We start from the raw sequence: 24,553 nt of genomic DNA on the forward strand, positions 1-24,553 counted from the left end.
ACTTATTCAACTTAGAGTATTATCCCATATGTGATTTTATTTTTTAATGTACAAGAGATTTACCGTTTACTCAATTACTTTTTTGTATAAATCCATCCTTATATGTAATTTAAGTTTTTCACTTTGAGTTAGGAAAAAATATTGACCAAATAAATCTTCTAAAATTACTTTTAAAAAGATGAATAGTAGAATACATATAATAAAGATAATTATGTTACGAAAAGGTTTATCATATTGAATACAATCTGTAATATATTTCAGTGAATATACGGTTTCAATAAATGTTGCTAATGCTGAAACAATACCTATCATACAAATATATACAACAAACATAGGTGTATATTTAACCATGTAACGTAAAAAAAATGTATAGTCACTGGATTTTAGATTCCATTTCCTGATACTAGTTTTATTCATAGTAGTTCCTCCATTACTCCTGATAGCTTTTCGCCTGGTTCATATACATTTTAGCGTATTTGCCATCTAACTTTATAAGTTCGTCGTGACATCCTGATTCAATAATCTCGCCATTTTCCATCATATAGATTTTATCAACATCAATAACACTCGATAGTCTATGAGAAACTAAGATAAGCATTTTATCGCTACAGGTATCCATAATACTTTTATAAACTTGACTTTCAGCAATCGGATCTAAGGCGCTACTAGGCTCATCAAATATACCAATAGAAAAATCATTCGCATATGCTCTTGCTATTGCTAGCTTTTGATTCTGCCCTCCTGATAAAACTTCACCATCTTCAGCAAACTCTCTGGTGAGCACACTATCATATTTCTTTTTCAATGTTTGGGTATACTCATTCATTCCACTCTTACAAAGTGCTTTTTCAACTTTAGTATAATCATCTTGATTTTTTATTTCTCGGTTAAGAATATTTTCAGCTATTGTTAAAGAAAATACTTGAAAATCTTGAAATGCAGTCGTAAAGAGCTTCCTATATTCATTAATTTTATAGGATTTAATATTTTTATTGTTATACAAAATTTCTCCCTCTTGTGCATCATATAATCTTAATATTAACTTAATCAAAGTACTTTTCCCGGAACCGTTTTCTCCAACAATTGCAATTTTTTCATTTTTATTGATTTCCATATTAATATTTTTAAGAACGGGTTCATCTGCATTCTTATATGTAAAAAACAGATTTTTTATTCTAATCGTATCTGATTCTTTTTCAGGTGATACACTGTATTCGTTATTAACAACTTTATTTTCATATTCAAAGAAATGCTTTAAGTTATTTCCACATAAAGCATTATCGCTCATCTTACCAATAAAATTTAACGTATCAACTATTATCCAAGCTAAACTTCCAATCGCGTTTGCCAAAACAATAAAATTATAAAAAGATATTGTTTTTGTTATAGATGTACAATAAGCATTATATAACAGTATTCCATTGCTAAAAAAAACAAACACTAACATGCACTGTGTTACATTTAACGATATAACCTTCAATGCACAATCTTTTGCAACTTTTTTTATTCCTTTATATGCTTCTGTATATTTTGCTTGCATTACTTCAAAAATATTTGTAAGTTTTACTTCTTTCGAATAATTTTCAAGTGACATAATTCGGTTCACATAATCAATGACACGATAAAAAGGTAGACTATTTACATATCTAAGGTAATACATTTTATTGACTTTCTTTGCAACAAAAACGAGTCCTACAACGGGACACAACAGAAATAATACATTCGTTCTATTAATTGTAAAAATATAAATTATTACAAATATTGATGCAAGCATAGAGGTGTAGAGTTTAATAATATTTTGCATGGCTGAAGTTACTTTTTCGTTTGCCTGTTCACTTGATAACATAATTGTATTGTAAAAATTAGTATCCTCATAACACTCTAAATCAACTTCTGCTGATTTTTTAAAAATTTTAAGATTTAATTTTCCACTAATTTCGTTATTTGAAATTGGAGTATACCAGATATCAAACCACTTATTAAATAATGTAACTACTGCTAATATCCCCATTGCTATAAGATCAATACCTATTATTTCAGAGAAACCTGCTTTTTTTTCTATTAAGAAAAATATAATTTTAAAAAAGTAAATACCGTATACTATTCTTTCTCCATAATCCAATAAACTCCTTAGGAATTCTAACACAACTCGTTTTTTATTCAATGTCCAACAGAGCATCATAATATAAGATGCTCCATGGACATTATTGAAAAATCTATTATTCATACTTTTCATAATATATAGTGCTTCCCCCGTTATACATTTTTATTTTGAATACCATTCTCTAATTATTTTCTCTGCTTTTTTTCCATAAGGAGAATAACTAATATCATTTTTTGCTTCCTCTAATGGATATAATTTAATTGGCCAATCCCACCAGAAAAATCCACCAAACCAATCTTCATTCCATAAAGACTCAAATGCTGCACTATAATACAAAGCTTGTTCATCCTCATTGATTGGAGCCGTATTGATTAAATCATACTTCCAAGGCTCTTTTGAACATCCAGTACCGCTAATACAACCAATTTCCATAAATATAATTGGCTTATGATATGTATCATATAACTTTTTCATTTCTTCTTTATATGAAATCCAGCTATCACGCATAATATCTAAATCTGTGGTTGATTTCATTTCTATATAAGCGCTTACACTTATGATATCAAGATACTCCCACCATTTAACGGATTTATAAGAGTCATGATTCACATTGTAAGTAAGCCTTCCCTTGTATACTTTTCTTACTTGTTCAATTAAATGCACCCACTCTTCTGTTCTTCTTTCTGTCATTGCCATTTCACAACCAATACAAAACATCTCGCAATGATATTGTTCTGCAATTTCTGCATAATGTAGCATTGCGCTATTGTATGATTGATACCATTCACACCAATATTCATAGACCTCTGAAAAAGAAATAAAACCTCTCCAAACACCATCAAGCGGATTTACAACTGGCTTTAGGCATATCTTTAATCCCATTTTGTGAGCGTTCTCTATTGCATAAATAATTTCAGAATCTGTTAAAGACTTTTCGTAATCGAAATAAATTTTTGTTGATAAAAACTTGTCTTGAATAAGCGAAAAGGATATTGCAATCCAATCACTGTTTGTTTCTTTTAATGTTTTCATTGAGTCAATTCCATACTCACTTTTATAATCTCCTCTGGAAGAATTCCAGCCATATGTTATTCCTTTTACAAATAATTCTGTATTCATATTTTATTTATATCCCTCTTTTTTCTATCAAATATTCTTAAACTTGTTATCATCTAGTATATTATATATACGTTGTGCTACCGCATCCCAAGAATATGTTTCAACATAATTCTTGTGCTCCTTCTTTACATTTTCATGTATTTCTTTATTTTTTAGTAAATCGTACATTTTTTCTGCTAATATATCTGGAGAATCCTGATTTAGCAAATATCCTGAATAGGAATCCTTGATCAATTCACTCATTGCAAAATCATTTCGTCCAATACAAGGCAATCCATAAATTAATGCTTCTGCAAATACTATTCCATAAGCTTCAAATATTGAAGGCATACAGAACACATCACATAAATTGTAATAATCAGGTAGTTTATCATATGGCAATTCACCTATAAAATGTATTCCATTAACTTCTCCAATAAATGGTTTATTTACTGGGCCAACTATAAATAATTCAGCCTCTGGCATTCGTTCCTTTAGCAACATGAATGCTTCGATTGTTAGAACTCCCCCTTTTCTTTCAAAATCTCTGCCAATAAATAAAATTTTATTGCCTACTTTATGACTATAATTCACCTTACTAACGTCAATATTAACTCCTGCTCCTACCACATGTATTTTCTTTGGTGGTAGTTTTGTATAATGAATTAAGTTTTCAGCTAGCCATTCGCTCATTGTAAAAACAAAATCAACTTTATCCAAAAATTGTTTTTGCCATTTATTACGGTTCTCTAGCAACTCTTCATCAACTTCTTCAAAATTACTATGTAAAAATATATCCCTTTTATATTTAGAATGGTAAAGTATGCTATCAATACTTAAATCTTGATAAATACAGTTAATTTTATCTTCCATAATAACATAGTCATCTATTTGGAATACTATATTGGCATCACTTTCTTTTAATATTTTTTTAGCTTTTCTAGAAAGGATTGCACGTCCCAATGAACTATTGTGATTCACAATAGTTCCATTGGGATAATCCATTTGAATATCATAATTTGTTAAATCAAAATATTTTTCCATTGCTTTCATTAAATAAAAGGTTGTCCCCGACCACGTCAACTCTTTTATCTTATTCCAAGTACAAACATATGATAATTTCATTTGCTCTCCTTTTATTCCATAATTCTATAGACATTTGGCAGCAGACCATGTAAGCTAATGGTCATTAATTTTTCTATCTTAAAACCTACCTCTTCTGCTGCATCTACAATCTCCTCTCTGTCAGTTAATAAAACCATACGTCCCTTAGAAGACAGTACTCTTTTTGCCTCTTTTAAAAATGAAATGTATAGCTCATACACATTTTCTACCTCTATTTGTTTTCCCCAAGGAATATTGGATACGATAACATCGATGCTATTATCTTGTACTTTTAAACGACGTGCATCACAACAAAATATCTTTACTTTACTCGGAACATTAATTCTAGCACTTTCAATTACCTTTGGATTAATATCACTTGCAAGGATTCTTTTCGCATCATAAAATGCTCTCTCTCTTGAAATTGTACCAGAACCACAAAAAGGATCATAAAATACATCTTCCGCAGTTGGCATACTTAACTTCACTAGAGCATTTGCTATTGTAGGCCTAATTCCTCCTGGTTGAAACTCATAAGCGCTTCCTCTAAATTTAAAATCAGCTTTTGTTAATTGCACTGATATCATGCACTCTGTATTATTTAAATCGAAACGAATAGCTAAATTATGCTCTAGACTATCTCCAATCTTATAGCCATTATTTTTAGAAATAGCCATTGTTGCTTTATCTGACAAATCAAATCTTGAATAGGTCTGTTTTCCCTTTTTGCTTGCACTTACAATAATGATAGGTTTCTTACTCAAATTTAAAAATTCTATAGCCTTTTGAAAACTTATCTTTGCAATATCTTGCTCAAATTTCTCTAGATCTTTTTTATGAGGACCAACATTAATTTTAGCTATATAATAATAAATATTATCGACACATCTCAATTGACAAAGCTCGTTCAAACTGAAACATCCATTAATTAAGACTTTTCCTCTCAGAACCTCTACCACTTTTGCTGTTGTTAAGGTGCTGTTAATCTCATCTACTACTATTTTCTCAAATCCTGGCACCATGGTGAACATTATAGTCTGCATTTAAATCTCCTTAAAAAATAATACATAAGTAAGTTTCCTATGTATTTTATATTATTTCTTCAATCCAAAATAATTTACGGACTTTTTGATTACGGATAATGTATTTTGGTAATTAAACAGATGTCCTTCACCTACTATTTCACATGAAATAGAGTCTGATTGAACACAGTAAACATCTTCTTGAAATAAAGGGTCTTTTAATCCATAAAATATTTTGATTGGTTTATTAATTTCATTCAAATTTTCATATAACTCATTCTTTTTTTGATCTGAAAAGTATTCCAAACCAAGATAATAAGCCTGAGTTGGCAGAACAATTCCCCTTTTCTTATTCTTAATAAATCTTGGTATTATAACATTTTGGGCATCCCCATCTTTTAATCCTTGATAATTAATAAACCCATTAATTAAAACTGGACTCCACATAACAACTGCCTTTACGTCATCACAAAATCGACATGCCCATACTGCTACTTTTGCTCCTTCACTATAGGATAATATTCCAAAACTTTTTACCGGAAAATTATTTTTTATGAATTCTAATATATTAACTAGCCTTTCATACTTATCTCCCCAACGGTACTTATAAAAATCTCCTTCTGATACTCCACAACCTGCATAATCATATCGAAAGAAAAAATATTCATTTTCTACAAATTCACGTGCTGCTAATACACCAGTTCTCATATGGTCTACTCGTTCTCCTCCAAGTCCTGGTTCATATATGATACATTCATATGTTTTCGTATTATCATAATTTACTGGATAACTTAATACTCCTTGCATTCCTTCCACTTCAAAGTATACTTCCTTTTCCTCATATGAATATGAAAATTCAGTATTATTATCCTCTAAGTTTTTTCGAGTATCCGTCACTTTCTCTAATTTTATTTCTTTTAGTATCCATTTTACGACATATTCATTTATCTTATCCCACGCATCTGCAAAAGCTCTTTCATCATTCCATTTTTTATATTCAAGTGAATTTAAAAAAGCTCCAAACTCAGCTAGTGTTTGATTATCCATTAGGCATACAGGCTTATTACATATTTTATAATTGTATAATATATCAGGCTTATATTTAAAAGTCCTTACTGAAATAGGATCCCCATTGCAACAAGGTGTTAATCCCACAAAATTTCTTATTAGTCGTCCCTCTTTTGTATTACTGATAGAACCTTCAATATATTCAACATGCTCTGGTATGTCAAATTTCTCAAATGTATCTGCATTGTAGTCAATCAGACATAGCATTTTTATATTTGGATCTATGCACAACTCATTGCACACTAGATTTCCAATTCCAAAACCAACCAAAATAATATTTCTATATCCTTTACTATATGCGTACTCTAAAATATTTTTAGTAGATTGAACAACCGTTTCGTAGGACATTGAATAAAAATCACCTTCACTATCACCTTGACCAAAATAATCAAATAGAATAGTATCTACTTTCTCTTTATATAAATTTCGTGCGATATTGGCAAGCAAAAAATATGGTCCTACTTTAGAAAATCCTAAACCTGGACACATAATAGTGACATAATCTGATTTTCTTTCACAGCAATACAGTATGACGAATTCCCCAGACAAGAGCTTCTTTTGAATAATCATATTTACCCCCTTAGTAACATAGGATATCCCCTTATTATAACATCACTTATCGATATAAGACATTTTAAAATACAATATTTATTTATAATACACCAAATTAATACCAATTTCAAGTTTTTTTCCATATTTTTGTAAATATATTGGAATTAAATACCTTTACCATTCATCTGAGAATAATCAACCACTTCACTATCAGTGAAATCTTTTCTTGGCTCAAGTGTACCGATATCTGAAATATAAACTGAAAAAAATTCGGTTATCAGTTTTGGCTTTCTCGTATTCTTTCATACATTCTCAAATACCTTATTTAACTTTCCTTCAGGATTATGAGGTTCTCCCCTGTCAATCATCTAGCACACTTGTAACTATTGCAATTTCAGCCCCATGTTCAATTGTGTCAATGTGCCCATCATTGTTAAAATCAAATAATCCTCCAAATAAATCAAACATAATTCTCGCCTCCTCTATTTTCCATTTCGGAATAATTTTGAATTATTTATAATCCCCAAAATTTAATTGTATCTATAAATCCTCGTAGTTTTCTGTTCCATTATAGTTACATTATGGCAGGCGTCGTGTCACATTAATGTGACTTGAGTTAAGTTTATTTATTTTTATTCGAAAAATTGGTTTTAACCTTTCGAAAACAATTCAGCTAACAAAAAAAAAGTAAGCGCTCGACAATAGAGTGCCTATTCTATTTTAGAGATCCATGTGATAATAACTCTAAATATTGAGTTAAAGTTTTTCAAGTTTTTCAACTTGAAAAACTTTAGAAAGGAGTTGTGAAACATGGATGAAGTTACCTATGTAAAAACAAAGTTCCGTCAAGAACAATGGGAAAAACTAATTGAGGACTGTCAAAACAGTGGGCTTAAGGTTGACGACTGGTGCCAGAAAAATCATATCAGCCGTCACGCTTATTACTATTGGCTTCGTAAGATACGTAAAAAAGCATGTGAAGCTATTCTACCCGCAATACCTAAGCAAGATTCACAAGTTGAGTTTGCCAAGTTTGAAATAGAAGCACAGCAAACCAATCTTATGGCATCAGTCATTATCCATCTTCCATCTGCTACACTTGAAGTACATAATGGAGCAAGCGGGCAGACTATTGAAGCAGTGCTTCTAGCACTGAAAAATATATGCTAGGCGATATTACTGTAGCTAAGAACATCTACATTGCCTGTGGCTACACAGATATGCGTAAATCAATTGATGGACTAGCTGCAGTGGTACAAGAACAGTTCCATCTAGATCCTTTTTCAAAGAGTCTCTTTCTTTTCTGCGGTAAACGCCGGGATAGGCTCAAGGCACTCCTTTGGGAAGGAGATGGATTTGTTCTTCTTTATAAAAGATTAGAGAGCGGAAATTTCAAATGGCCTCGTAGTCAAGATGAGGTAAAACTCCTTACCTGGCAGGAATTTCGCTGGTTAATGGAGGGACTTTCTATCGACCAACCAAAGGCTATTAAGACTGTCAAACAGGGTGCTTTTTGTTAAGTGGAAAGTGACTGAAAGTATTGATTTTACTAGCCTTTTAGCTGTTTTTATGGTATAATAAACCTATCAAGTTTAGAATATATGGTAGGAGAAAAACCACTGATGAATAATAAAGATGCTTACATTGAACAGCTCGAAAATACAATAAAAAAGTTACAACTACAAGTAGATAATCTTACGGAGATGATACTAATACTTCGGAAGGAAAAGTTCGGTTCATCCAGTGAAAAAACTCCTAAGGATGATATTGAAGGACAACTACATTTGTTCAATGAGGCAGAAGCTTATTCTGATTCTCCTGATCCAGAACCTATAACCAAAGAAGTAAAGGGTTACACCCGGACTCATACAAAGACAAAGAGAGTAGAAATTATAAAAGATCTTCCTGTCCGTGAAATCCTGTGTGAGATTCCTATAGAGGATCAGTACTGTATTCAGTGTGGGAATAATCTAAAACCAATCGGTAAGGAAACGGTTCGTGAGGAGCTGGAGTACATACCTGCTAAACTACGTATTGTTCGTTATGTCCGAATGGCTTATGAATGTCCTAAGTGTAAACATACCGACAAACCCTATATAGAAAAGGCACCTACACCGACATCTTTAATGAACCATTCACTTGCATCACCAAGTTCTGTAGCCAACGTAATGTATCAGAAATACGTGAATAGCATGCCACTTTATCGCCAGGAAAAGGACTGGGAGAATCTCGGTATTGCCTTAAAACGTAGCACTATGGCTAACTGGATTATACGTTGCTCCCAAGATTATTTCTATCCTGTAATCCAGTACTTAAGGAAGAAGCTACTAGAAAGGGATATCATTCATTGCGATGAAACACCTATCCAAGTACTGAAGGAGGATGGTAAAAAACCTCAGACGAAGTCCTACATGTGGCTTTATCGCTCTGGTAATGACGGGAAAGCTCCCATCATCTTGTATGATTACAGACCAACAAGAAACGGTGATAATCCAGTCGAATACCTAAAGGGGTTCAGAGGATATCTTCATACCGATGGATACGGTGGATATAACAAGCTTGAAGTTATCCGGTGCGGTTGTTGGGCTCACCTTCGAAGGAAGTTCATAGAGGCTATTCCTGGAAAGAAGGCAAAGAATGCCCCACCTACCAATGCAGAAATCGGAAGGGACTACTGCAATAAGCTCTTCCTTATAGAGGAAAGTCTTAAGGAACTGTCCCCTGAAGTTAGATATACTAAGCGTCTTGAACTGGAACGCCCAGTCCTTGATGCCTTTTGGTGCTGGCTTGAAAACCTTACGGTATTAAATGGCTCTGCTCTAGGTAAAGCTGTAACGTATGCAAAGAATCAGAAGCCATATATGGAGAATTATCTTCTTGATGGAAGATGCTCCATTTCAAACAATACAGCAGAAAACAGCATACGTCCATTCTGTATTGGCCGTAAAAACTGGCTATTTTCAGATACACCGAAAGGAGCTGAAGCAAGTGCTGCAGTATATAGCATAGTCGAAACAGCAAAAGCAAACGGACTTAATGTATATACATATCTAGAATACTTATTATTGTATATGCCTGATACGGATTATCATAATCACCCAGAAGATCTGAAATTTTTGATGCCTTGGTCAGAGGCAGTACAAGCAGAGTGTGGTAAGTGATTATTTGAGACTGACTAATTATCATAGTCGGTCTCTTTCTTATTTACAAGGCACCCTGTTGTTAACCGCTTACAATAGAATAGGCACTCTATTGTCGAGCGCTTACGTTGATGTGGAGGAATAAGGTTCAAAACAATCCAGGCACCCTACGAAATCAAAACGCAGGGTGCCTGGATTTAGTAATTAATAGTTTTCTATAATAAATGAACAGTTCGTCATCTATCTTTTTTGAGTAGATATATCATAGGAATCAGAGCAAATATAAACTCTGTGCTAAAGGCAACAACTAACCATAGCTGTAAACTTGACGGCCATGGCCATACGATTTGAACAATAACCCTTGATAACCATACTAAAACAAAGAACACATAGAACACATTCAACTCTTTCATACCTGAAAACAGTTGCTTTTGCATCAGCAATAATATAAGGCTAAGCCCGGCTAATAAAAGTGAAAAGCAGAAATTTACATAATTGATGGATTGAATAATTTCAATTGGTGCATCTGGTATATAGGAATACCAACCAAACGAATACGGCGCAAAAAAATGCAGAACACCAACTATACTACTGATAATACAACCAATATTAAATAGCACCCTTGTAATTACCTTCATTCCCATACCCTCCATATCTATAGGATCCTCTCGTAGTTCATTTAATTTACCTTTGCTATTAATATGAATAAAAGGACTTCAAATATATTAGCAGCAAAATGTGATATTGTGCTAATCCATGCATTCTTTGCCTTATGGAATATGACTCCATATAAAACACTGTTAATGAAAGTAAAGACAAGCCCGAATAAAACTATAGTCATATCCCCTTGCTTATAGTGACCAAGGGTAAATAAGAAAGAAGTTACAAGTACCGCTGGGATAATCGGCAGTACCTTGCTGAGCCTGTTTTGGAAGAATGCCCTCCACGCAATTTCCTCACCCAAGGCAAAAACCAAAAACATAAGGAAAGACTTAGCGCTGATTTCTATCTCCACAAACGATCCAGCCCTCAATGTTTCATATTCTATATATTCGGGCAAAAACAATACCGACAGTAAAACGCATACAGCGTCCATGACGATTGGCAGGATAATCCAAATCCATATTTTTTTATCCTTCAAGCCCTCGCCGATTGCTTTAAAATCAAGGCCGCTTCCTTGCATTGGCTGCCTTTCAACCGCTTGGCAAATAAAGAAAAAAGCAACACCAAGAATAATTGCTGCAGACGATAAGTTTGCCCCAAATAGATTTGTAAAAGAGACGATTGCCATGGCAGCCAAAACGATTATACCCACCACAGATTGTTTTTTTGTGTATTCCATTTTATCCTCCGAAAATTTTATTATACCGATTCTAATATTGTACGATGCTGAATTTTAACTCTTACCCGATCCATAACTTCCTGTACTATTGATGCACAAAGCTCCTATTTTTCTTTGCAATATAGAAAACATAGCTGTAATAATCCTTAAATCTGTTGTACATATCCGCTTCTATTTTACCTTGCTCAAGAAAATCTTTTACCTCATCTGCATAATTATATTTCTTAAGGAACTCTTCGGAATTATCTATAAGCGGCTGATAATAATTATCTATCCAGCATTTATCATCCAATGCAAAATGGGAAACAATCTCATATCCGCATTTCTCAATTACTGCAAGTTTGTTTTCGACTGTATCGATTTCCGAATATAAATTCACCCAATACTGTTCGATTTCCTCCGGCCTCGTACCGGTCAGCCATGAGATTTCAGAAACAGCGATATAACCGTCTTCCTTCAAATATTTTCTCCAAAGGGACAGTCCTTTTTCAAAACCTATGTTGTAGACAGCTCCCTCCGACCATATTACATCAAAAGAGTGTTCCTTAAAGGTTAAGCTTTCCATGAGCATTTCTTCAGCTACAATACGGTCTGTAAGATTATTCTCTTTAGCATTTTTCATAAGCATTTCTAAAAACTGTGGAAACATATCGACCGCTGTGATTTGTGCAGCTGTGTTTTTTGCTAGTGTTATTGTCTGACCGCCGGTTCCACAGCCGATGTCGAGTATTCTAGATTTTTCATTCAAACAAGGAATGTAGCTTAGTGCTTTTAATGTCGCTTCTTCACTGCCCGGCCCCTGACGTTGGTTACCCTTGTGGTACTCTAAAATTAATTCTAATAAATCCACTTTAATTCTCCTTGTGAAATATATGTTTAATCTATCTAACAAAATTCGGGTTTGCATTCTAAAGAATCCCCTTCACTTCGTCAATCAACTGCTTTAGCTGTACACAGGCTTCTGCGGCTTCTGTTCCGGCTGCCGCAAAAATTGAATTTACTTTATCTTTGTATCTGGGCGGGTGTGTGCTAAAACTATCTATCATGCTAACTGCCTTTTTTTCGTTCAGGCAGTATTCTTCATTTACTGCAAACAGCACTTGATTCAGCGCTGAGACCGCCCGTACAATATGAGCAGCAACATAATAAGCATCATTTTTCTCTGCATTACTTTCTGCAAACATTAAAGAAAATTCTGCTTCAAACATAAAGAAACTAATAATCGCTGTTTTTAATTTCAGTGGGTATTGTTCCGCAACCTGCTTTAAAGCTGAAATATTACCCTGTTTATCCCACAACATCTTGCATACTGCTAATTCTCCCATATACATAACATTTATATAAGCATGGGGATGTCCTGTTTGATAATGTGCGGTAACTTTTCCTTCCCGGCATTCTGAAATTACATTTTCCACACGATCTATATCCCTTAGAATAAAATCAACATGGTATCCATCAATAATAAGCCAGCCACCGCCATTAACCCATTGACCCCATTCCCCGGGAGGAACTATCAAATTGTCTCTGTGTTCATCATCCACAATTTTCGCCGCTTTGTTCAAGGACACAAGATCAAGAGTTTCTTTATCGTAATAGATACCAATATCAATATCCGATTCAGAGGAATGAGTACCCCTTGCACGGGATCCTCCAAGCACGACAGCCTGAATACCTGAAACATCCGCCAATACAGATACAACTTTGTCTAATATTATTTTAATATCATTCATGCATACTCACCTCATTAAATCGATCTTTATAAAAAGCTTGTTAATTCCTACATCCAACCTGTTCACACAACCTTAAAAAAATCCGAAAAAACATCTAAATCGCTCTGGCATGATCTAAATCATGCCTTCACGCTTGTTCCCATGTAGTAATGTTTGTTCGATTTTAGTAGATGGTCTCGTTTGCTTTAATTAGTATACAGACAAATTGAAATTTAACAGTTCCTAATAATAAAATCAGCAACTTGCTCTGGACTGATTTTCGATACATCAACTTTATACGTATTCAATTCTTCGTAAAGAGGTATTCGCTCTATACTTCTACCAATCACATCTTCTGTACGAATACCAGCATCAACATCCTTTCTCAAGCGCGCTTGCAATGTTTGTTCACTGCATACCAAAGATATGGAATGAACCTTACAGTTTTCTGTGTTAAGTCGTGAAACAATATGGTCAATAATAGTCTGTTCGTGCATAACCCAGCAAAACACGATGTTTTCATAAGCAGAGCACTTAATAAAGTTATTTAAAAGGAAGCAGATATTCTCTAATACCATTTGCTTTGTTTCCTCTGTCACTTGAAAAGGGTGCATATCCCAACACCAATCTCCGTCGAGGAAAACGCTGTTGTTTAATTTGTTTTTTATAATCTGGCAAGTAGTTGTTTTTCCTACTCCCATTGTTCCGCCAATTAAATAAATGTTTTTCATGCTCAAACTCCTGTAAATTCCGATTTATCGATTTCTTTAATCACTACACATAGTTATACTAACATCCAACCCGACCACACAACCTCAAAAAACTCCGAAAAAACATCTAACCCGACCACTCGCGACTCCTGACATCTAACCCGGCCACTCGCCGGGCTATGACATCTAACTTGACCACTTGACTATCAAATACTGCCTTTATGGACTTGTTTCCACGAAGCGATATTTTCATGTTTTTCGTTCAATGGCTTTTACACCCATGTGTGCTAAAAGCATTGATATATAAGGGTTTTCAGCTCTCTCAATCTTTTACCCTTGTCATCAATACTACCGTCTCAACGTGTGATACTTAGGCTATTTTGGGATCAAATCCAAAAACGATGAAATTCGTTGATTTTTCAGGCTTTTTCTCATTACTGGAAGAATGATGACATATAATCTATTGTCTCGCATAAGTAGGCTATTTGCTATTTTAGCACGTAGCAAACTAGAATTTATCAGGATTTCGGTTGCAACTTTACAATCACAATTTCAGGACGATTATTCAGCCTAACCGGAATGATACTGTTTCCAATTCCTCTGCTAACTACCATAGTCGTACCTCTTTCACCAAAAACTCCAGCATCATATTCTGGGAACAGGCCTTGATTTGGGGCCACTATACCTCCAATAAACGGCATCCTGAACTGTCCTCCATGTGCATGCCCGCTGAGTACTAAATCCACATTCGTTGAAACATAGGAATGAAATGTCTCAGGTCGATGCGATAAAAGAAGTTTAAATCCATCTTGTAGTTTGAGGTTTTTAAGTTTGGAATCCAACATACTATCTTGCACCACGGCATCCCTGTCAGCAAAATCCGGGTCATCCAGTCCTATGAGTTGGATGCTCTCTCCATCCTTATATATCGGCATCACCTCATCATGAAGGATTCTGACCCCCACATCTATCATTTTTTTCTCTAATTGTTGATAGTCTTCACCAATCCATGCTTCGTGATTACCAGTTACATAATAACATGGAGCAATTTGGACAGCCTGCTGCATAAACTGTACTGCGATATCAATATCGGTTCGATTTGAATCAATCAAATCTCCGGTGATTGCAATCATGTCCGGTTTTTCCTCATGCAAGATTTCAATGATTCTCGCATTATTTTCTCCAAACTTTGCATTATGTAAATCAGATATCTGTGCGATTTTATATCCTTCAAACGAGCTCGGTAAATTTTTAAAAGCAATCTCGTAATGTGTTGTGCCTATCGTTAGGTTTCCCCAGACCATCCAACCGACGACTAATGCCAAAAGAGCGAGAATTATCACTATTATTATTTGTTTTCTCTTAAATCTTGACTTCATAATTTTCCACCAGCTTATGATTTCTTCTTTGAACTGTATTTCTTACTACTACGATGCGTACCATCACCATCCTCAACAACGTTACTTCTTTTGAGTCTTTCTTCCTGTACCGCCCTGAACTCGCTCTCCGTAATGATCGGCGGATGACATTCTTTCATTTGGAACTCATATTGCTGTGTAGCAGAATCCAAAAGAGTTACCGTGCCTGTGTACTTCTCATTTTCAAGAATCTTCTCTACAGAACGCTTGCTCCACGTTTCTTTACCGGTAGGGGAAGGAATACCTGCGTCTGATAGTTTCTTTATGATACCAAGCACGCTGGCGCCATCCAGATACCATCTGAAAATGTCCCGCACGACCTTAGCCTGTTCATTGTCAATTACAAGGTCCCCATCCTTATTCTTAGAGTAGCCGTACAGCTTTCGTTTGTAGAGTCCAGAAGTTCCGTTTGCTGCTCTCATAGCAAGTCCCATGCGGATATTTTCGCTTCGGCTCTCATTTTCAGCCTGGGCAAAGGATTCCATCACCGAAATCATAAGATTGCTGTCAATTTCATCGGTATCCAGGTTTTCTTCTTCAAATATTATTCTGACACCGGCTGCCTTCAACCGATTGATTGCTGATAAGGTTTCAACCGTATCTCTGCCAAATCTGCTAATACTTTTTGTGAGGACAACGGAGATATTGTGAGCTTCACATTCTCGAAGCAGTCGTTCAAATTCCCGACGAGGTATTTCTCCCTTCGCTGAAGCGATATCGATAAAAACATCTGCCAGTCTCCACTGACTAACATTCGCAACCGCTCTTGTCAAAGCGGAAATCTGTGCTGCAAGGCTATAAAGCTGTTCTCTTTCGTTTGTACTGACCCTGCAGTAAATTCCGACTTTCTTTTCTAAACGGTCATTCTTTACCGGGATATACCAGATTTTTGAATCCACAAGCTCACCTCCTGTTTTAATATAGCCTAATTATATCACGTTTTATCGCCAATGATAAGTAGGCAATTATTGCTCTTTAAATGCGTGAAATCACAACATATTGTGTTCGCGCAATCTCTTTCAGCTACATATTGCGCGTTATCAACACCACCGTCTCCACATGTGATACTTAGGCTATTTAAGAAAACATATCCAAAGTTAACGAAAGCTTGATTTCAAAGGCTTTTTCATTAAAGGAAAGAGTAGTCGAATTTACTTGTTTGCTAGCCACTGCTCCTTTGTCATATAGTTTGTATGGCCTATTCTGGTCTCTCCCATAAGCGGCACTGCTACTTCTTTGCATGTATGATGGTAAACAAATCCGACTTTCTCTTGTACTCTTTTTGATTTTGTGTTGCCTTCATAATATCCGCACCATATTACATTCATATTTAAATCTTCAAATCCATGACGAATGAGCTCTCTTGCTGCTTCAGGAATAAGTTCCTGTCCCCAAAACTCCTTTCCTATCCAGTAACCCAATTCACATTCATCATCTCTTTTGGTCATATCTGTACTTCCATTAAGTTTCAGTTCAATACAGCCAATCGCTATATTATCAGTTCTTAAACATACAGCATAGCACTCTGGTCCACAAAAAACGTTTTTTATAACCTCACGGCTTTCATCTATACTCTTATGAGGAGGCCAGCCAGCAATAGGCCCAACAGCAGGGTCTTTTGCATATTTAAATAAACTCTCTGCATCCGTTTCTTTCCACGGACGTAATATTAGTCTTTCAGTTATGAATTCCATAATCACAATTCCTCCTGTCATATTCTAATAAAATTACAATTTATAATTTCTTCTTCGAACTATATTTCCTACTGCTGCGATGTTTACCTTCATCATCCGTAACAATATTACTTCGCTTTTTCTTTTCTTGCTTTACGGCTCTAAACAGACTTATACTTTTCTTACAACTTTTCCATATGGATGTGAAGGATCCTTTTCTTCAACAACAATTAGTTTGTTTTCTTTAATCATTTTTTCAATACGTAAAGCATACCAACTATCGCTAATGCCCAGCCTATATTCTCCTAAGAGCTTTCCGATAAGTCTAGCCATAATGAAATCACTATCAGGCAGATTATTCATGATAATGAAATCATAAAAATTTTCCGGTACGGAAGTTAACTTTCCATTTATAATTGCGCGCAATGGTGCATTTTCTACCATTAAGTCGTGCCAGCGGTCACCAATAATTCTCTTTTCTATCTTAGTTAATTGTTTTTCAAGAGATAAAAATTGATAAAACTTACCTGCAGCGACTTCCCCCCAGTGATTATACTCGGCTATTTCATTCTCAGATATTGGTTTATATTCAGGTAAAGAAACAACTCTTATATCGCAGTCAATATTTTTTAATAAATGGCATACGAAGTGAAATCCGCAAGCAGAATAAGGAGTGTTGCTTTTCCATATTCGTATTGGTATACCATCTTTTGCGGCAGACAACAGCTTCTCCATATCCTTGCGTTGATTTCGGAAGAACCGTTCTTGTTCCTTATTATCAACCTCAAATCGTCCCCACAATTTTCGGAAAATATTTTGCCGCTCATGTCCATCAATTTCACCCGAAATATCTCCAATGTCAAGCGAAAAACCTATATTAACAACATCTTGAGAATTCCCTCCAATTGCTTGGCCTTCAAAATGTTTCCCTAATTCAGCTTTGGTTGGCTTTTTTCCAATATAACCGATCGCTCCACCAAGCATAGTTTTTGCATTATAATTTTTTGCTACTTTCATAGAACCTTTTTCACTATCACTAAATACAACTTCGAGCATTGCTTCACCTTCTATTAAAAATATATACATCCATTCTATCTCCACAACCCTACTGATGTTATCTTATCTATCCACTCAACTCCACATCATTTTTCAGTTCTTTTTCTATCCATCGATATGTTTCCATGTACACATTTTGCCCCTTTAGATTGAGTGGTCGATTTAGTTGAGCTTCCACAAACTCAGTAAAATCTAGACTTACACCCTCGACATTAATACTACCGTCTCAACATGCGTCGAGATTTAGAAATTATACTACATAGCGAACAATTATATATAGAAGATACGGTTACAGCCTTTTGCATATTTAGTGTTTTTCAAAATCCGTACTCATAACTACACAGAATTTTTAACACCCTTTTGGCGTACGTTGCTTCATATAAGTCAATTATCATTTAAATCAAACTCACTTCATCCATTTGCTTTAGCTTTTTTCTTAAAGAAGCTTCTGATTGTTTTTTAGCCATTATATGTTCAGCCCTTCTGTTCTTATCTCATATGGAACTTCATTTTCCTCACACCAATTTTTTGCTTTTTTACAAAGTGTAATCAGTCTCCAAGCGTAATAAGTTTCTGAAATTCCCAAACAATTAATTTCATCCTTGAAATTACGATATGGTTTACGTCCACGCAGCACATGTAAAAGCTTTTCCTGATATCTTTGGTTCGGAGTAGCATATGCAAACTCTTCCATTATCTCATATTCATGAATATCATACTGATTGGGAAGTCTTACATATTTGTCTGTTGTATCAATTTCTTCAGCTAAAACCTCATCATCTTCATCCCTATCGCTCCAAGTTCCGTCAGATAAAGATACGATTTCTCCAGTTTCCAAATTCAGAAATTGCTCCCAACCATCCATTGTCGCTTCCATAGCATCAGCAATATATTCGATACTAATAGTTACTTTTTTCATCATAATCCTCTCCTCTGACGTTAAATTCATTAGTAGAAATTATTAAATGCCGCACAATCATCTTGCCATTCATCCATATTCTCTTTGATTGTAGTGCAGAGATAATTATATTCTTCTTTTGATACGTATCCATGTTCATTCATACACTTGTAGAATTTCTTGATACTTGCCGCCGTTGTTTTTATTGTTCCTGGAGTTGACCACATACACTTATGTATGAAGAAATAGCCTAAAAATATATCAATCTTACTACCACAACCTTCCTGCATCTCGAGAGGAGCTTCTCTTAGAAGATAATCATTAATGTAAAACTCTACATTATCAACATGATTACTTATCGTTTTGTGTGTAAGACCAGCTTCCATCAAATCTCTTTCAAATATTTCAAGGTAGCTATTACTTTTTTCTTGTTGCTGCTTGCATTGCATTTCGTATTCTTCGTAGTTCATTGAAATACCCTTTCTTCTATCACACAAACTCAATCAAATGGTAACTCTTCTACTTTCTTTTTAGGCTTTAAACTTTTGTTGTCTAATATGACCCCTGTTTTACCAAATCTATCTTCATACATATCTCTAACCCATATTTTCACAGGAAGCTTCCACTGCTCATTTTTATTTGGTATATTTTTTATTAGGCTCTTGGGATTAAGTCCCATTTCTTTTGCCATTTGTATTTCTTCATCATTAAGCTTACATCTTTTCTTAGCTTCAAACCATAATTCCGTACTATATGCCATAAATGTCATATCCTTTTCATATCAATGATTTATATCATATCAAAACCAATGTAAATGGTAAACCACTCGTTTGGAGATCTTCAATGCATTACTATCTGAGATATAATCTGCTGAGTTCATCCATCATAGCGGGTCTAATCTCTTACCGAACATTTTTTCCTATTAACAGTAACAAAGCAATCATAGCTCCTAGCATCGTGTCCTGTAAATATAAACCTATTATCCGAATGTAAAAAATCCATTAACTGGTCTTCATCAAATGCCAGATAGCCCTCCATGTATAATTCCAGATAAAGATCATAAACCGTTCTTGGCTTTCTTTTTGTTCGCAAAAAATTATAACAATAATCTAAAATTTCCCCGCTGAGTCTCAAAACTGTAGGCCTAATAATCCAATCTATTACTGTTTCATCTTTTCCAATAGCAAATAGTGCATCTAACAAGCTGTATTGTATATTTTGATCATTCGCATATTTTTGATGTAATGCAGATAAAAAACTGATTGCTTTCTCATATTCCTTATTCAGCACATAAGCCTCTCCTAATTTAAATTGATCATACTGATCATTAGGGTTAATTTCAGCTTTCCTGCGCCTGTATATAACCAGTCCCTTCCAATCTTTCTCATCAAGAAAATGGCTGTCCGCTTCCCATTCTTCGAAATTGTCATACTCGTCTTCCTTTTTCATCCCTAGCCCCATTACTCCCAATCACAATCATACTGTTCCGGTGCTTCACCTTTAATCGTACTAATCTGGCATTCCTCTATATGTCCAGTCACTATTTTTTCTACCGTAATTTGAAAATGCCACTGATCCCCAAAATCAAATAGATATTCGAATTGCATTCCTTCATACAGCATAAGTTCAGCTAAAACCGTATCTGCTTGCCATATTTCATCCTCACACTCCGGTATAAAGTACCTTCTTCGGAGAGTTCCAGAACCAATTTGAAAATAATACATATGATCATTGTCAAAATTAACGCTTTTTTGTATCAGAAAATGCAAATCCTCCAGAGTATACTGATCCCCCATTAGTATTTTCCTGACACAGGAACCAACTGTTATTTTAAAATCAATTGTATGACCCCCTATTTCCTCACTATATACAAGAAAACTCGTCAACTTCTCTTTGATGTCAACGGATTTATTTTTAACGATTTTCCTTATGACCGGAAGAACAGTGCTCACATTCAGAGTGTACCAAAATTCTCTGCCCTGCTTCTTCAATAGTTCCTTCCATGCATATCCTTCAGCCGTCTGATAAAGTTCTTTAACCCGAAACTTATTATCTTTATCTTCTTCTGTTTCTTCCATCCAGTCAATGCGAAGCAATTGGAATAATGCAAAAATCCGAACCTCATGAAAATAATTCAGTTTACAGAATGCCACTATCCCTCTCCCATATGAATTCGACAGTGCTCCCTCTCCTCTTATCTCTGTCATTGTCTCAAATATCCTGCCTCCCACATACGCCGAATAGGAATTGCCTAAGGCTTCATGATATTCTCCCAGCCATACCGTCATCATAAGAATATATTGTTCCATAGCCTCCATTTGAGAAAACCATTGGTATCTTTGACCTTTTTGAAGAGTCATGCCCTTTCCCTTCATACTCCTAATTTGCAAAATACCAGTACGCACCGAAAAGTAGTAAAAGAAATCAATCACTGTATAATACTCCTGCGTTCTTCCGCAGGAATGATATCTCTCTCTCACTATATCAAACTGGCTGTTCAATGCAAAACAGTCCTTTTTCCCAATATGTCCAGTACGCTTCGACAGCTGTACGTCATTTATCTCCAAGTAATCCAAGAAACATTGATACTCTCTTCTTAATCTTTCTGCTGCATTTTGAAATAATTCCATATAATCTCCTTATTCACTTGTATCAAGTGTGTATAGTTTACTTTCTTATCGTATTCACTGTTTTGAGCTTACTAATTCACAGTTTCTCTCCATGCTATCTCCAGTAATTCTGCCGCAACCTGATGACTTTTGATACGCATAAGATTGTCCCAAGCGTCTTCTTTTCCAAGTAAATTCATACCACCATGCCATACAAGTTCATCATCAATTACCGCAAAATGTTCTTCTACTACTTCTTTTAACTTCACTATAATTCCTGCTAGTTTCAGTTGTTCTACTAATTCATTGCAAACATCTGGGCTACCATAGGAGACATTTTCAGGGGCCGTTGTTATTACAACAACGCAGGCACCAGCTTCCTGTCTGCTCTTCACAAGAAATATTAACCGATCAATCTTATCAAGCATAATTTCAGGACTTGAGATTACAATCTTCTTTTCGGCTTCAACAAGATCCTGTTCAAATACTTCAACGTAGTTACCGGAGTCATATATTGCATTTACTATTTGCTTTGTAGCCTCTTCACCAGTCCATAATGTAAATCCAGTCTTTTTGTAGGTTCGTAAACGCTTTGCATACATATTATCAAAATATCTAATGTGAGAATCTATATAATCATAGACATATACTGCCTCTTTTCCCTCATAATCTCGATTCAATCGTCCCACATATTGTTCTAAACGTCCTTCAAAAGAAACTGGCGCAGCTAACATCAGTACGTCAAGTCTTGGAAAATCAAAACCTTCTCCAATTTTCTGTCCTGTTGCAACCAGAATAAGGCTTTCATCTTTTGGAACTGCTTTTAAAGACATTCTGATTTCAGCATTTTCTTTATCCGTATTGTCTCCATACAAAATAAATACGTGATTAGCACTACCTTGCAGTTCGTCATATAAAAGTTTCGCATGCTCTTTATATTTTGTAAGAATAACTGGAGTATGTCCCGCTGTGATACATTCCCTTACATCGCTAGTAATCATTTCATTTCTAACATTGCTTGAACTAATCAAACCATACGCACGATTTATATCATCTTTACTGTCTTCCGTATCCACCACTCTGGTATACCTTGGAACAAAATAATGCCCAATGCCCTGTTCTTCAGCTCTTTCAAGTGCAGTGAACTTATGACGCAGTGGTCCAAGCATCATATATATGATTTTGTCCAGACTATCACCTCTTTTAGGCGTAGCTGATACACCATATACATATTTTGCATCAACCTTCTGCAATAACTCCATAGATGTAGTTGATGCTGCATGATGACATTCGTCCATTATTACCATTCCATAAGAATTGATTAATTCATTGAATTTACCCTTACTATACATAGAACCAACCATAGCAACATCAACAATTCCTGTTAATGTATTTTTACTTCCATGTAAAATTCCAATGACACTTTCTCGTTTCTTTTTTCGTCCAGTCTTTGTCTCATATTCTGGTGATTCTTCTTTGATATCCAGAAATTTATTTAGTTCATCCACCCACTGATTTAGCAGATCTTTACTCTGTAATAAAATTAGCGTATTCACTTTTCTTTGTGAAATCAGGTAACTACATACTACCGTCTTACCAAAAGCAGTAGCCGCGCTCAACACTCCATCGGTATAAGTAAGTAATTTCTGGGCAGCAAGATCTTGCTGTGTTCTTAAATCCCCATTAAATGATACTCTAATGGGACGCCCCTTTTCTCTCTTATCTGTAATATTTATACCAATACCAGCTTTTTCGCATTCTTCAATAATAGACTCCTTCAGTCCACGCGGGATCCTTATATACCCATCTATATCTTTACCAAGATATACAGCGCTAAAATTATAATAATTGGAATAACCAAGACGCTTGTTTTTATAAAACTCAGGATTATCAAAAGCCGCCATACTACGAATCTGATTCTGTAAACGTGGCATTAGATTAAGCGTATCAACATATACACCATTACTTAGAACCAAATGCACTTTTCCTACAACATCTGCTTTCTTAAATCCTTCCTTCTTTTTCCACGGCTTAGGTCTGTTATCAGTAACTGAATTGGCAAGCATCCCCCTGGCTTCGGCAAGTTCTACCTTCCATTTTGTCATATACTTCTCGATATCTTCCAGCGATAGTTTTTCTGTTTCATCTAGCAATACCTTCCATTGATCAGGATATGCATTCCAGTTTTCATCCACAAAAGCACTGTTTCCATTTTTAAGAGCTTGTCCTTGCAATGGAAGAGCAATTAAATTACCAATACGACTAGCAACATCCTGAGAAGGATACATTCGGTCATAATAGTGAAAAGATTTCATATTAATAGAAGCTGATCCCTTGTCCAACAAAAGAAAACCAAAATTCCTAGCTAAAGATGCAGCTATTGGTCTTTTAAAGAATATCCATACATGAGCACCTCTTCCAGAGCGAGACCTTTCAACCAAAGACTTAATGCCATTCTGCTCACACATTTTTCTTAGTGCGTCAACTTCATCATGCCATTCGTCATCTGTATTAGCAAAATCCGTCTTCTCTGCATCCTTTTCATGGTTATCAAAATCGAATACTATGAATCGGCATGTACCATCTGGTAAAAGCGGATAAATTCCAAGCACATCTGTTCCATCCTCTTTTTTACCAACAAGATGACTTACAATTTTCTTCAAATCAAGCTTAGTCCATTTTGTATGCTCACATTCATCACAAAACATTTTTTCACCACGTTGTTTTGGACACAAAGCATCATTCCATCTATTATCACACTGTGGAAAATATCCGCCATTCTTTCCTCTTTTGGCATAAACATCTTCTCTACCCCAAAACATAGCAAAATATCGTTTTGCTAAATCCTCCGTTATATATCTTTCAAGAATACGCTCTCCCTGATCAGGATCATACTCATTAATACTCTCTATTTTCTCCTCAAATGGATTTGGAACATCGAATGCAATATCAGCCTTTTTCAACTGAGCTTTCAAGGCTTCATTTTCTTTTTGAAGAGTTCGCACTATTTTTCTAAGTGAGTCAAGGTCATAAGCCTCTACATTCATTCT

General features: G+C 35.1%; 24 protein-coding genes. 3 read left to right on the top strand and 21 right to left on the bottom strand.

Features of this window, described 5'->3' with window-relative positions:
* Positions 1 to 66: 66 nt before the first annotated feature.
* From H0486_RS11770 to H0486_RS11795, 6 genes are read right to left on the bottom strand one after another with little or no spacing between them, the layout of a single operon-like run.
* The gene (locus H0486_RS11770; RefSeq protein ID WP_228353173.1) at positions 67 to 417 is read right to left on the bottom strand and encodes a hypothetical protein; all 351 of its coding nucleotides are present in this window, start codon (positions 415 to 417) and stop codon (positions 67 to 69) included.
* Positions 418 to 430: 13 nt separating this feature from the next.
* Positions 431 to 2,236 carry an ABC transporter ATP-binding protein gene (locus H0486_RS11775; protein WP_228353174.1) on the bottom strand — a complete coding sequence of 602 codons (1,806 nt, stop codon included), beginning with the start codon at positions 2,234 to 2,236 and terminating at the stop codon, positions 431 to 433.
* Between the two features lie 30 nt (positions 2,237 to 2,266).
* A complete protein-coding gene (locus H0486_RS11780; RefSeq protein WP_228353175.1) occupies positions 2,267 to 3,223 on the bottom strand; it encodes a glycoside hydrolase family 113 in 957 nt (318 codons plus the stop codon).
* 27 nt (positions 3,224 to 3,250) lie between these two features.
* Positions 3,251 to 4,327, bottom strand: a complete 1,077-nt coding sequence (locus tag H0486_RS11785; protein WP_228353176.1) for a glycosyltransferase family 4 protein — start codon at positions 4,325 to 4,327, stop codon at positions 3,251 to 3,253.
* Positions 4,328 to 4,338: 11 nt separating this feature from the next.
* Complete coding sequence (locus H0486_RS11790; protein WP_228353177.1) at positions 4,339 to 5,349, bottom strand: methyltransferase domain-containing protein; 1,011 nt, start codon at positions 5,347 to 5,349, stop codon at positions 4,339 to 4,341.
* Between the two features lie 51 nt (positions 5,350 to 5,400).
* On the bottom strand, positions 5,401 to 6,966 hold the full coding sequence (locus tag H0486_RS11795) for an alpha/beta hydrolase family protein (RefSeq protein ID WP_228353178.1): 1,566 nt from the start codon (positions 6,964 to 6,966) through the stop codon (positions 5,401 to 5,403).
* A 792-nt stretch (positions 6,967 to 7,758) separates the two neighbouring features.
* Between H0486_RS11795 and tnpA the strand changes: the two genes are divergently transcribed.
* From tnpA to tnpC, 3 genes are all read left to right on the top strand, one after another.
* The gene (gene tnpA / locus H0486_RS11800; protein ID WP_228351322.1) at positions 7,759 to 8,118 is read left to right on the top strand and encodes an IS66 family insertion sequence element accessory protein TnpA; all 360 of its coding nucleotides are present in this window, start codon (positions 7,759 to 7,761) and stop codon (positions 8,116 to 8,118) included.
* Positions 8,112 to 8,468, top strand: coding sequence for an IS66 family insertion sequence element accessory protein TnpB (gene tnpB, locus H0486_RS11805; protein WP_228351323.1), 357 nt, complete (start codon positions 8,112 to 8,114; stop codon positions 8,466 to 8,468). The genes tnpA and tnpB overlap by 7 nt, the downstream gene beginning before the upstream one ends.
* A 102-nt stretch (positions 8,469 to 8,570) precedes the next feature.
* Positions 8,571 to 10,109, top strand: a complete 1,539-nt coding sequence (tnpC, locus tag H0486_RS11810) for an IS66 family transposase (protein WP_228351324.1) — start codon at positions 8,571 to 8,573, stop codon at positions 10,107 to 10,109.
* Positions 10,110 to 10,324: 215 nt separating this feature from the next.
* Here tnpC and H0486_RS11815 read toward each other — a convergent pair whose 3' ends face one another.
* From H0486_RS11815 to H0486_RS11885, 15 genes are all read right to left on the bottom strand, one after another.
* The gene (locus tag H0486_RS11815; protein WP_228353179.1) at positions 10,325 to 10,726 is read right to left on the bottom strand and encodes a hypothetical protein; all 402 of its coding nucleotides are present in this window, start codon (positions 10,724 to 10,726) and stop codon (positions 10,325 to 10,327) included.
* Positions 10,727 to 10,767: 41 nt separating this feature from the next.
* Positions 10,768 to 11,430, bottom strand: a complete 663-nt coding sequence (locus tag H0486_RS11820; protein WP_228353180.1) for a CPBP family intramembrane glutamic endopeptidase — start codon at positions 11,428 to 11,430, stop codon at positions 10,768 to 10,770.
* 85 nt (positions 11,431 to 11,515) lie between these two features.
* Positions 11,516 to 12,280, bottom strand: a complete 765-nt coding sequence (locus H0486_RS11825; protein ID WP_228353181.1) for a class I SAM-dependent methyltransferase — start codon at positions 12,278 to 12,280, stop codon at positions 11,516 to 11,518.
* A 58-nt stretch (positions 12,281 to 12,338) separates the two neighbouring features.
* On the bottom strand, positions 12,339 to 13,160 hold the full coding sequence (locus tag H0486_RS11830) for a nucleotidyltransferase domain-containing protein (RefSeq protein WP_228353182.1): 822 nt from the start codon (positions 13,158 to 13,160) through the stop codon (positions 12,339 to 12,341).
* Positions 13,161 to 13,372: 212 nt separating this feature from the next.
* Entirely contained in the window at positions 13,373 to 13,870 is a 498-nt protein-coding gene (locus H0486_RS11835; protein ID WP_228353183.1) for an AAA family ATPase, read from the bottom strand.
* A 497-nt stretch (positions 13,871 to 14,367) separates the two neighbouring features.
* Positions 14,368 to 15,228, bottom strand: a complete 861-nt coding sequence (locus H0486_RS11840; protein ID WP_228353184.1) for a metallophosphoesterase — start codon at positions 15,226 to 15,228, stop codon at positions 14,368 to 14,370.
* Between the two features lie 14 nt (positions 15,229 to 15,242).
* Entirely contained in the window at positions 15,243 to 16,166 is a 924-nt protein-coding gene (locus H0486_RS18465; RefSeq protein ID WP_228353185.1) for a recombinase family protein, read from the bottom strand.
* A 252-nt stretch (positions 16,167 to 16,418) separates the two neighbouring features.
* The gene (locus H0486_RS11850) at positions 16,419 to 16,961 is read right to left on the bottom strand and encodes a GNAT family N-acetyltransferase (protein ID WP_228353186.1); all 543 of its coding nucleotides are present in this window, start codon (positions 16,959 to 16,961) and stop codon (positions 16,419 to 16,421) included.
* A 150-nt stretch (positions 16,962 to 17,111) separates the two neighbouring features.
* Positions 17,112 to 18,026 (bottom strand): DUF3658 domain-containing protein, encoded by a 915-nt coding sequence (locus H0486_RS11855; RefSeq protein WP_228353187.1) that lies wholly within the window; start codon positions 18,024 to 18,026, stop codon positions 17,112 to 17,114.
* A 436-nt stretch (positions 18,027 to 18,462) separates the two neighbouring features.
* Positions 18,463 to 18,918 (bottom strand): UPF0158 family protein, encoded by a 456-nt coding sequence (locus tag H0486_RS11860; RefSeq protein WP_228353188.1) that lies wholly within the window; start codon positions 18,916 to 18,918, stop codon positions 18,463 to 18,465.
* Between the two features lie 26 nt (positions 18,919 to 18,944).
* Positions 18,945 to 19,364 (bottom strand): hypothetical protein, encoded by a 420-nt coding sequence (locus H0486_RS11865; RefSeq protein ID WP_228353189.1) that lies wholly within the window; start codon positions 19,362 to 19,364, stop codon positions 18,945 to 18,947.
* A 29-nt stretch (positions 19,365 to 19,393) separates the two neighbouring features.
* Entirely contained in the window at positions 19,394 to 19,654 is a 261-nt protein-coding gene (locus H0486_RS11870; protein ID WP_228353190.1) for a hypothetical protein, read from the bottom strand.
* Positions 19,655 to 19,788: 134 nt separating this feature from the next.
* On the bottom strand, positions 19,789 to 20,343 hold the full coding sequence (locus H0486_RS11875) for a tetratricopeptide repeat protein (protein WP_228353191.1): 555 nt from the start codon (positions 20,341 to 20,343) through the stop codon (positions 19,789 to 19,791).
* Positions 20,344 to 20,354: 11 nt separating this feature from the next.
* Positions 20,355 to 21,524 carry an IS1096 element passenger TnpR family protein gene (locus tag H0486_RS11880; protein WP_228353192.1) on the bottom strand — a complete coding sequence of 390 codons (1,170 nt, stop codon included), beginning with the start codon at positions 21,522 to 21,524 and terminating at the stop codon, positions 20,355 to 20,357.
* A 71-nt stretch (positions 21,525 to 21,595) separates the two neighbouring features.
* Positions 21,596 to 24,550: a TOTE conflict system archaeo-eukaryotic primase domain-containing protein gene (locus H0486_RS11885; RefSeq protein WP_228353193.1), complete on the bottom strand. Its 2,955-nt coding sequence runs from the start codon at positions 24,548 to 24,550 to the stop codon at positions 21,596 to 21,598.
* Between the last annotated feature and the right edge of the window lie 3 nt (positions 24,551 to 24,553).

The sequence above is a fragment of the Variimorphobacter saccharofermentans genome (assembly GCF_014174405.1).
Lineage (GTDB): Bacteria > Bacillota > Clostridia > Lachnospirales > Lachnospiraceae > Mobilitalea > Mobilitalea saccharofermentans.

Excerpts from the sequence above, each read along its gene's own strand:
- tnpC (WP_228351324.1), top strand. The coding sequence starts at position 8,571 with ATGAATAATAAAGATGCTTACATTGAACAGCTCGAAAATACAATAAAA.
- H0486_RS11815 (WP_228353179.1), bottom strand. The coding sequence starts at position 10,726 with ATGAAGGTAATTACAAGGGTGCTATTTAATATTGGTTGTATTATCAGT.
- H0486_RS11860 (WP_228353188.1), bottom strand. The coding sequence starts at position 18,918 with ATGATGAAAAAAGTAACTATTAGTATCGAATATATTGCTGATGCTATG.
- H0486_RS11780 (WP_228353175.1), bottom strand. The coding sequence starts at position 3,223 with ATGAATACAGAATTATTTGTAAAAGGAATAACATATGGCTGGAATTCT.
- H0486_RS11840 (WP_228353184.1), bottom strand. The coding sequence starts at position 15,228 with ATGAAGTCAAGATTTAAGAGAAAACAAATAATAATAGTGATAATTCTC.
- H0486_RS11835 (WP_228353183.1), bottom strand. The coding sequence starts at position 13,870 with ATGAAAAACATTTATTTAATTGGCGGAACAATGGGAGTAGGAAAAACA.
- H0486_RS11790 (WP_228353177.1), bottom strand. The coding sequence starts at position 5,349 with ATGCAGACTATAATGTTCACCATGGTGCCAGGATTTGAGAAAATAGTA.
- H0486_RS11775 (WP_228353174.1), bottom strand. The coding sequence starts at position 2,236 with ATGAAAAGTATGAATAATAGATTTTTCAATAATGTCCATGGAGCATCT.
- tnpA (WP_228351322.1), top strand. The coding sequence starts at position 7,759 with ATGGATGAAGTTACCTATGTAAAAACAAAGTTCCGTCAAGAACAATGG.
- H0486_RS11830 (WP_228353182.1), bottom strand. The coding sequence starts at position 13,160 with ATGAATGATATTAAAATAATATTAGACAAAGTTGTATCTGTATTGGCG.
- H0486_RS11850 (WP_228353186.1), bottom strand. The coding sequence starts at position 16,961 with ATGGAATTCATAACTGAAAGACTAATATTACGTCCGTGGAAAGAAACG.
- H0486_RS11865 (WP_228353189.1), bottom strand. The coding sequence starts at position 19,364 with ATGAACTACGAAGAATACGAAATGCAATGCAAGCAGCAACAAGAAAAA.
- H0486_RS11770 (WP_228353173.1), bottom strand. The coding sequence starts at position 417 with ATGAATAAAACTAGTATCAGGAAATGGAATCTAAAATCCAGTGACTAT.
- H0486_RS11875 (WP_228353191.1), bottom strand. The coding sequence starts at position 20,343 with ATGAAAAAGGAAGACGAGTATGACAATTTCGAAGAATGGGAAGCGGAC.
- H0486_RS11870 (WP_228353190.1), bottom strand. The coding sequence starts at position 19,654 with ATGGCATATAGTACGGAATTATGGTTTGAAGCTAAGAAAAGATGTAAG.
- H0486_RS11880 (WP_228353192.1), bottom strand. The coding sequence starts at position 21,524 with ATGGAATTATTTCAAAATGCAGCAGAAAGATTAAGAAGAGAGTATCAA.
- H0486_RS11855 (WP_228353187.1), bottom strand. The coding sequence starts at position 18,026 with ATGTATATATTTTTAATAGAAGGTGAAGCAATGCTCGAAGTTGTATTT.
- H0486_RS11785 (WP_228353176.1), bottom strand. The coding sequence starts at position 4,327 with ATGAAATTATCATATGTTTGTACTTGGAATAAGATAAAAGAGTTGACG.
- H0486_RS11820 (WP_228353180.1), bottom strand. The coding sequence starts at position 11,430 with ATGGAATACACAAAAAAACAATCTGTGGTGGGTATAATCGTTTTGGCT.
- H0486_RS11885 (WP_228353193.1), bottom strand. The coding sequence starts at position 24,550 with ATGAATGTAGAGGCTTATGACCTTGACTCACTTAGAAAAATAGTGCGA.
- tnpB (WP_228351323.1), top strand. The coding sequence starts at position 8,112 with ATGCTAGGCGATATTACTGTAGCTAAGAACATCTACATTGCCTGTGGC.
- H0486_RS11795 (WP_228353178.1), bottom strand. The coding sequence starts at position 6,966 with ATGATTATTCAAAAGAAGCTCTTGTCTGGGGAATTCGTCATACTGTAT.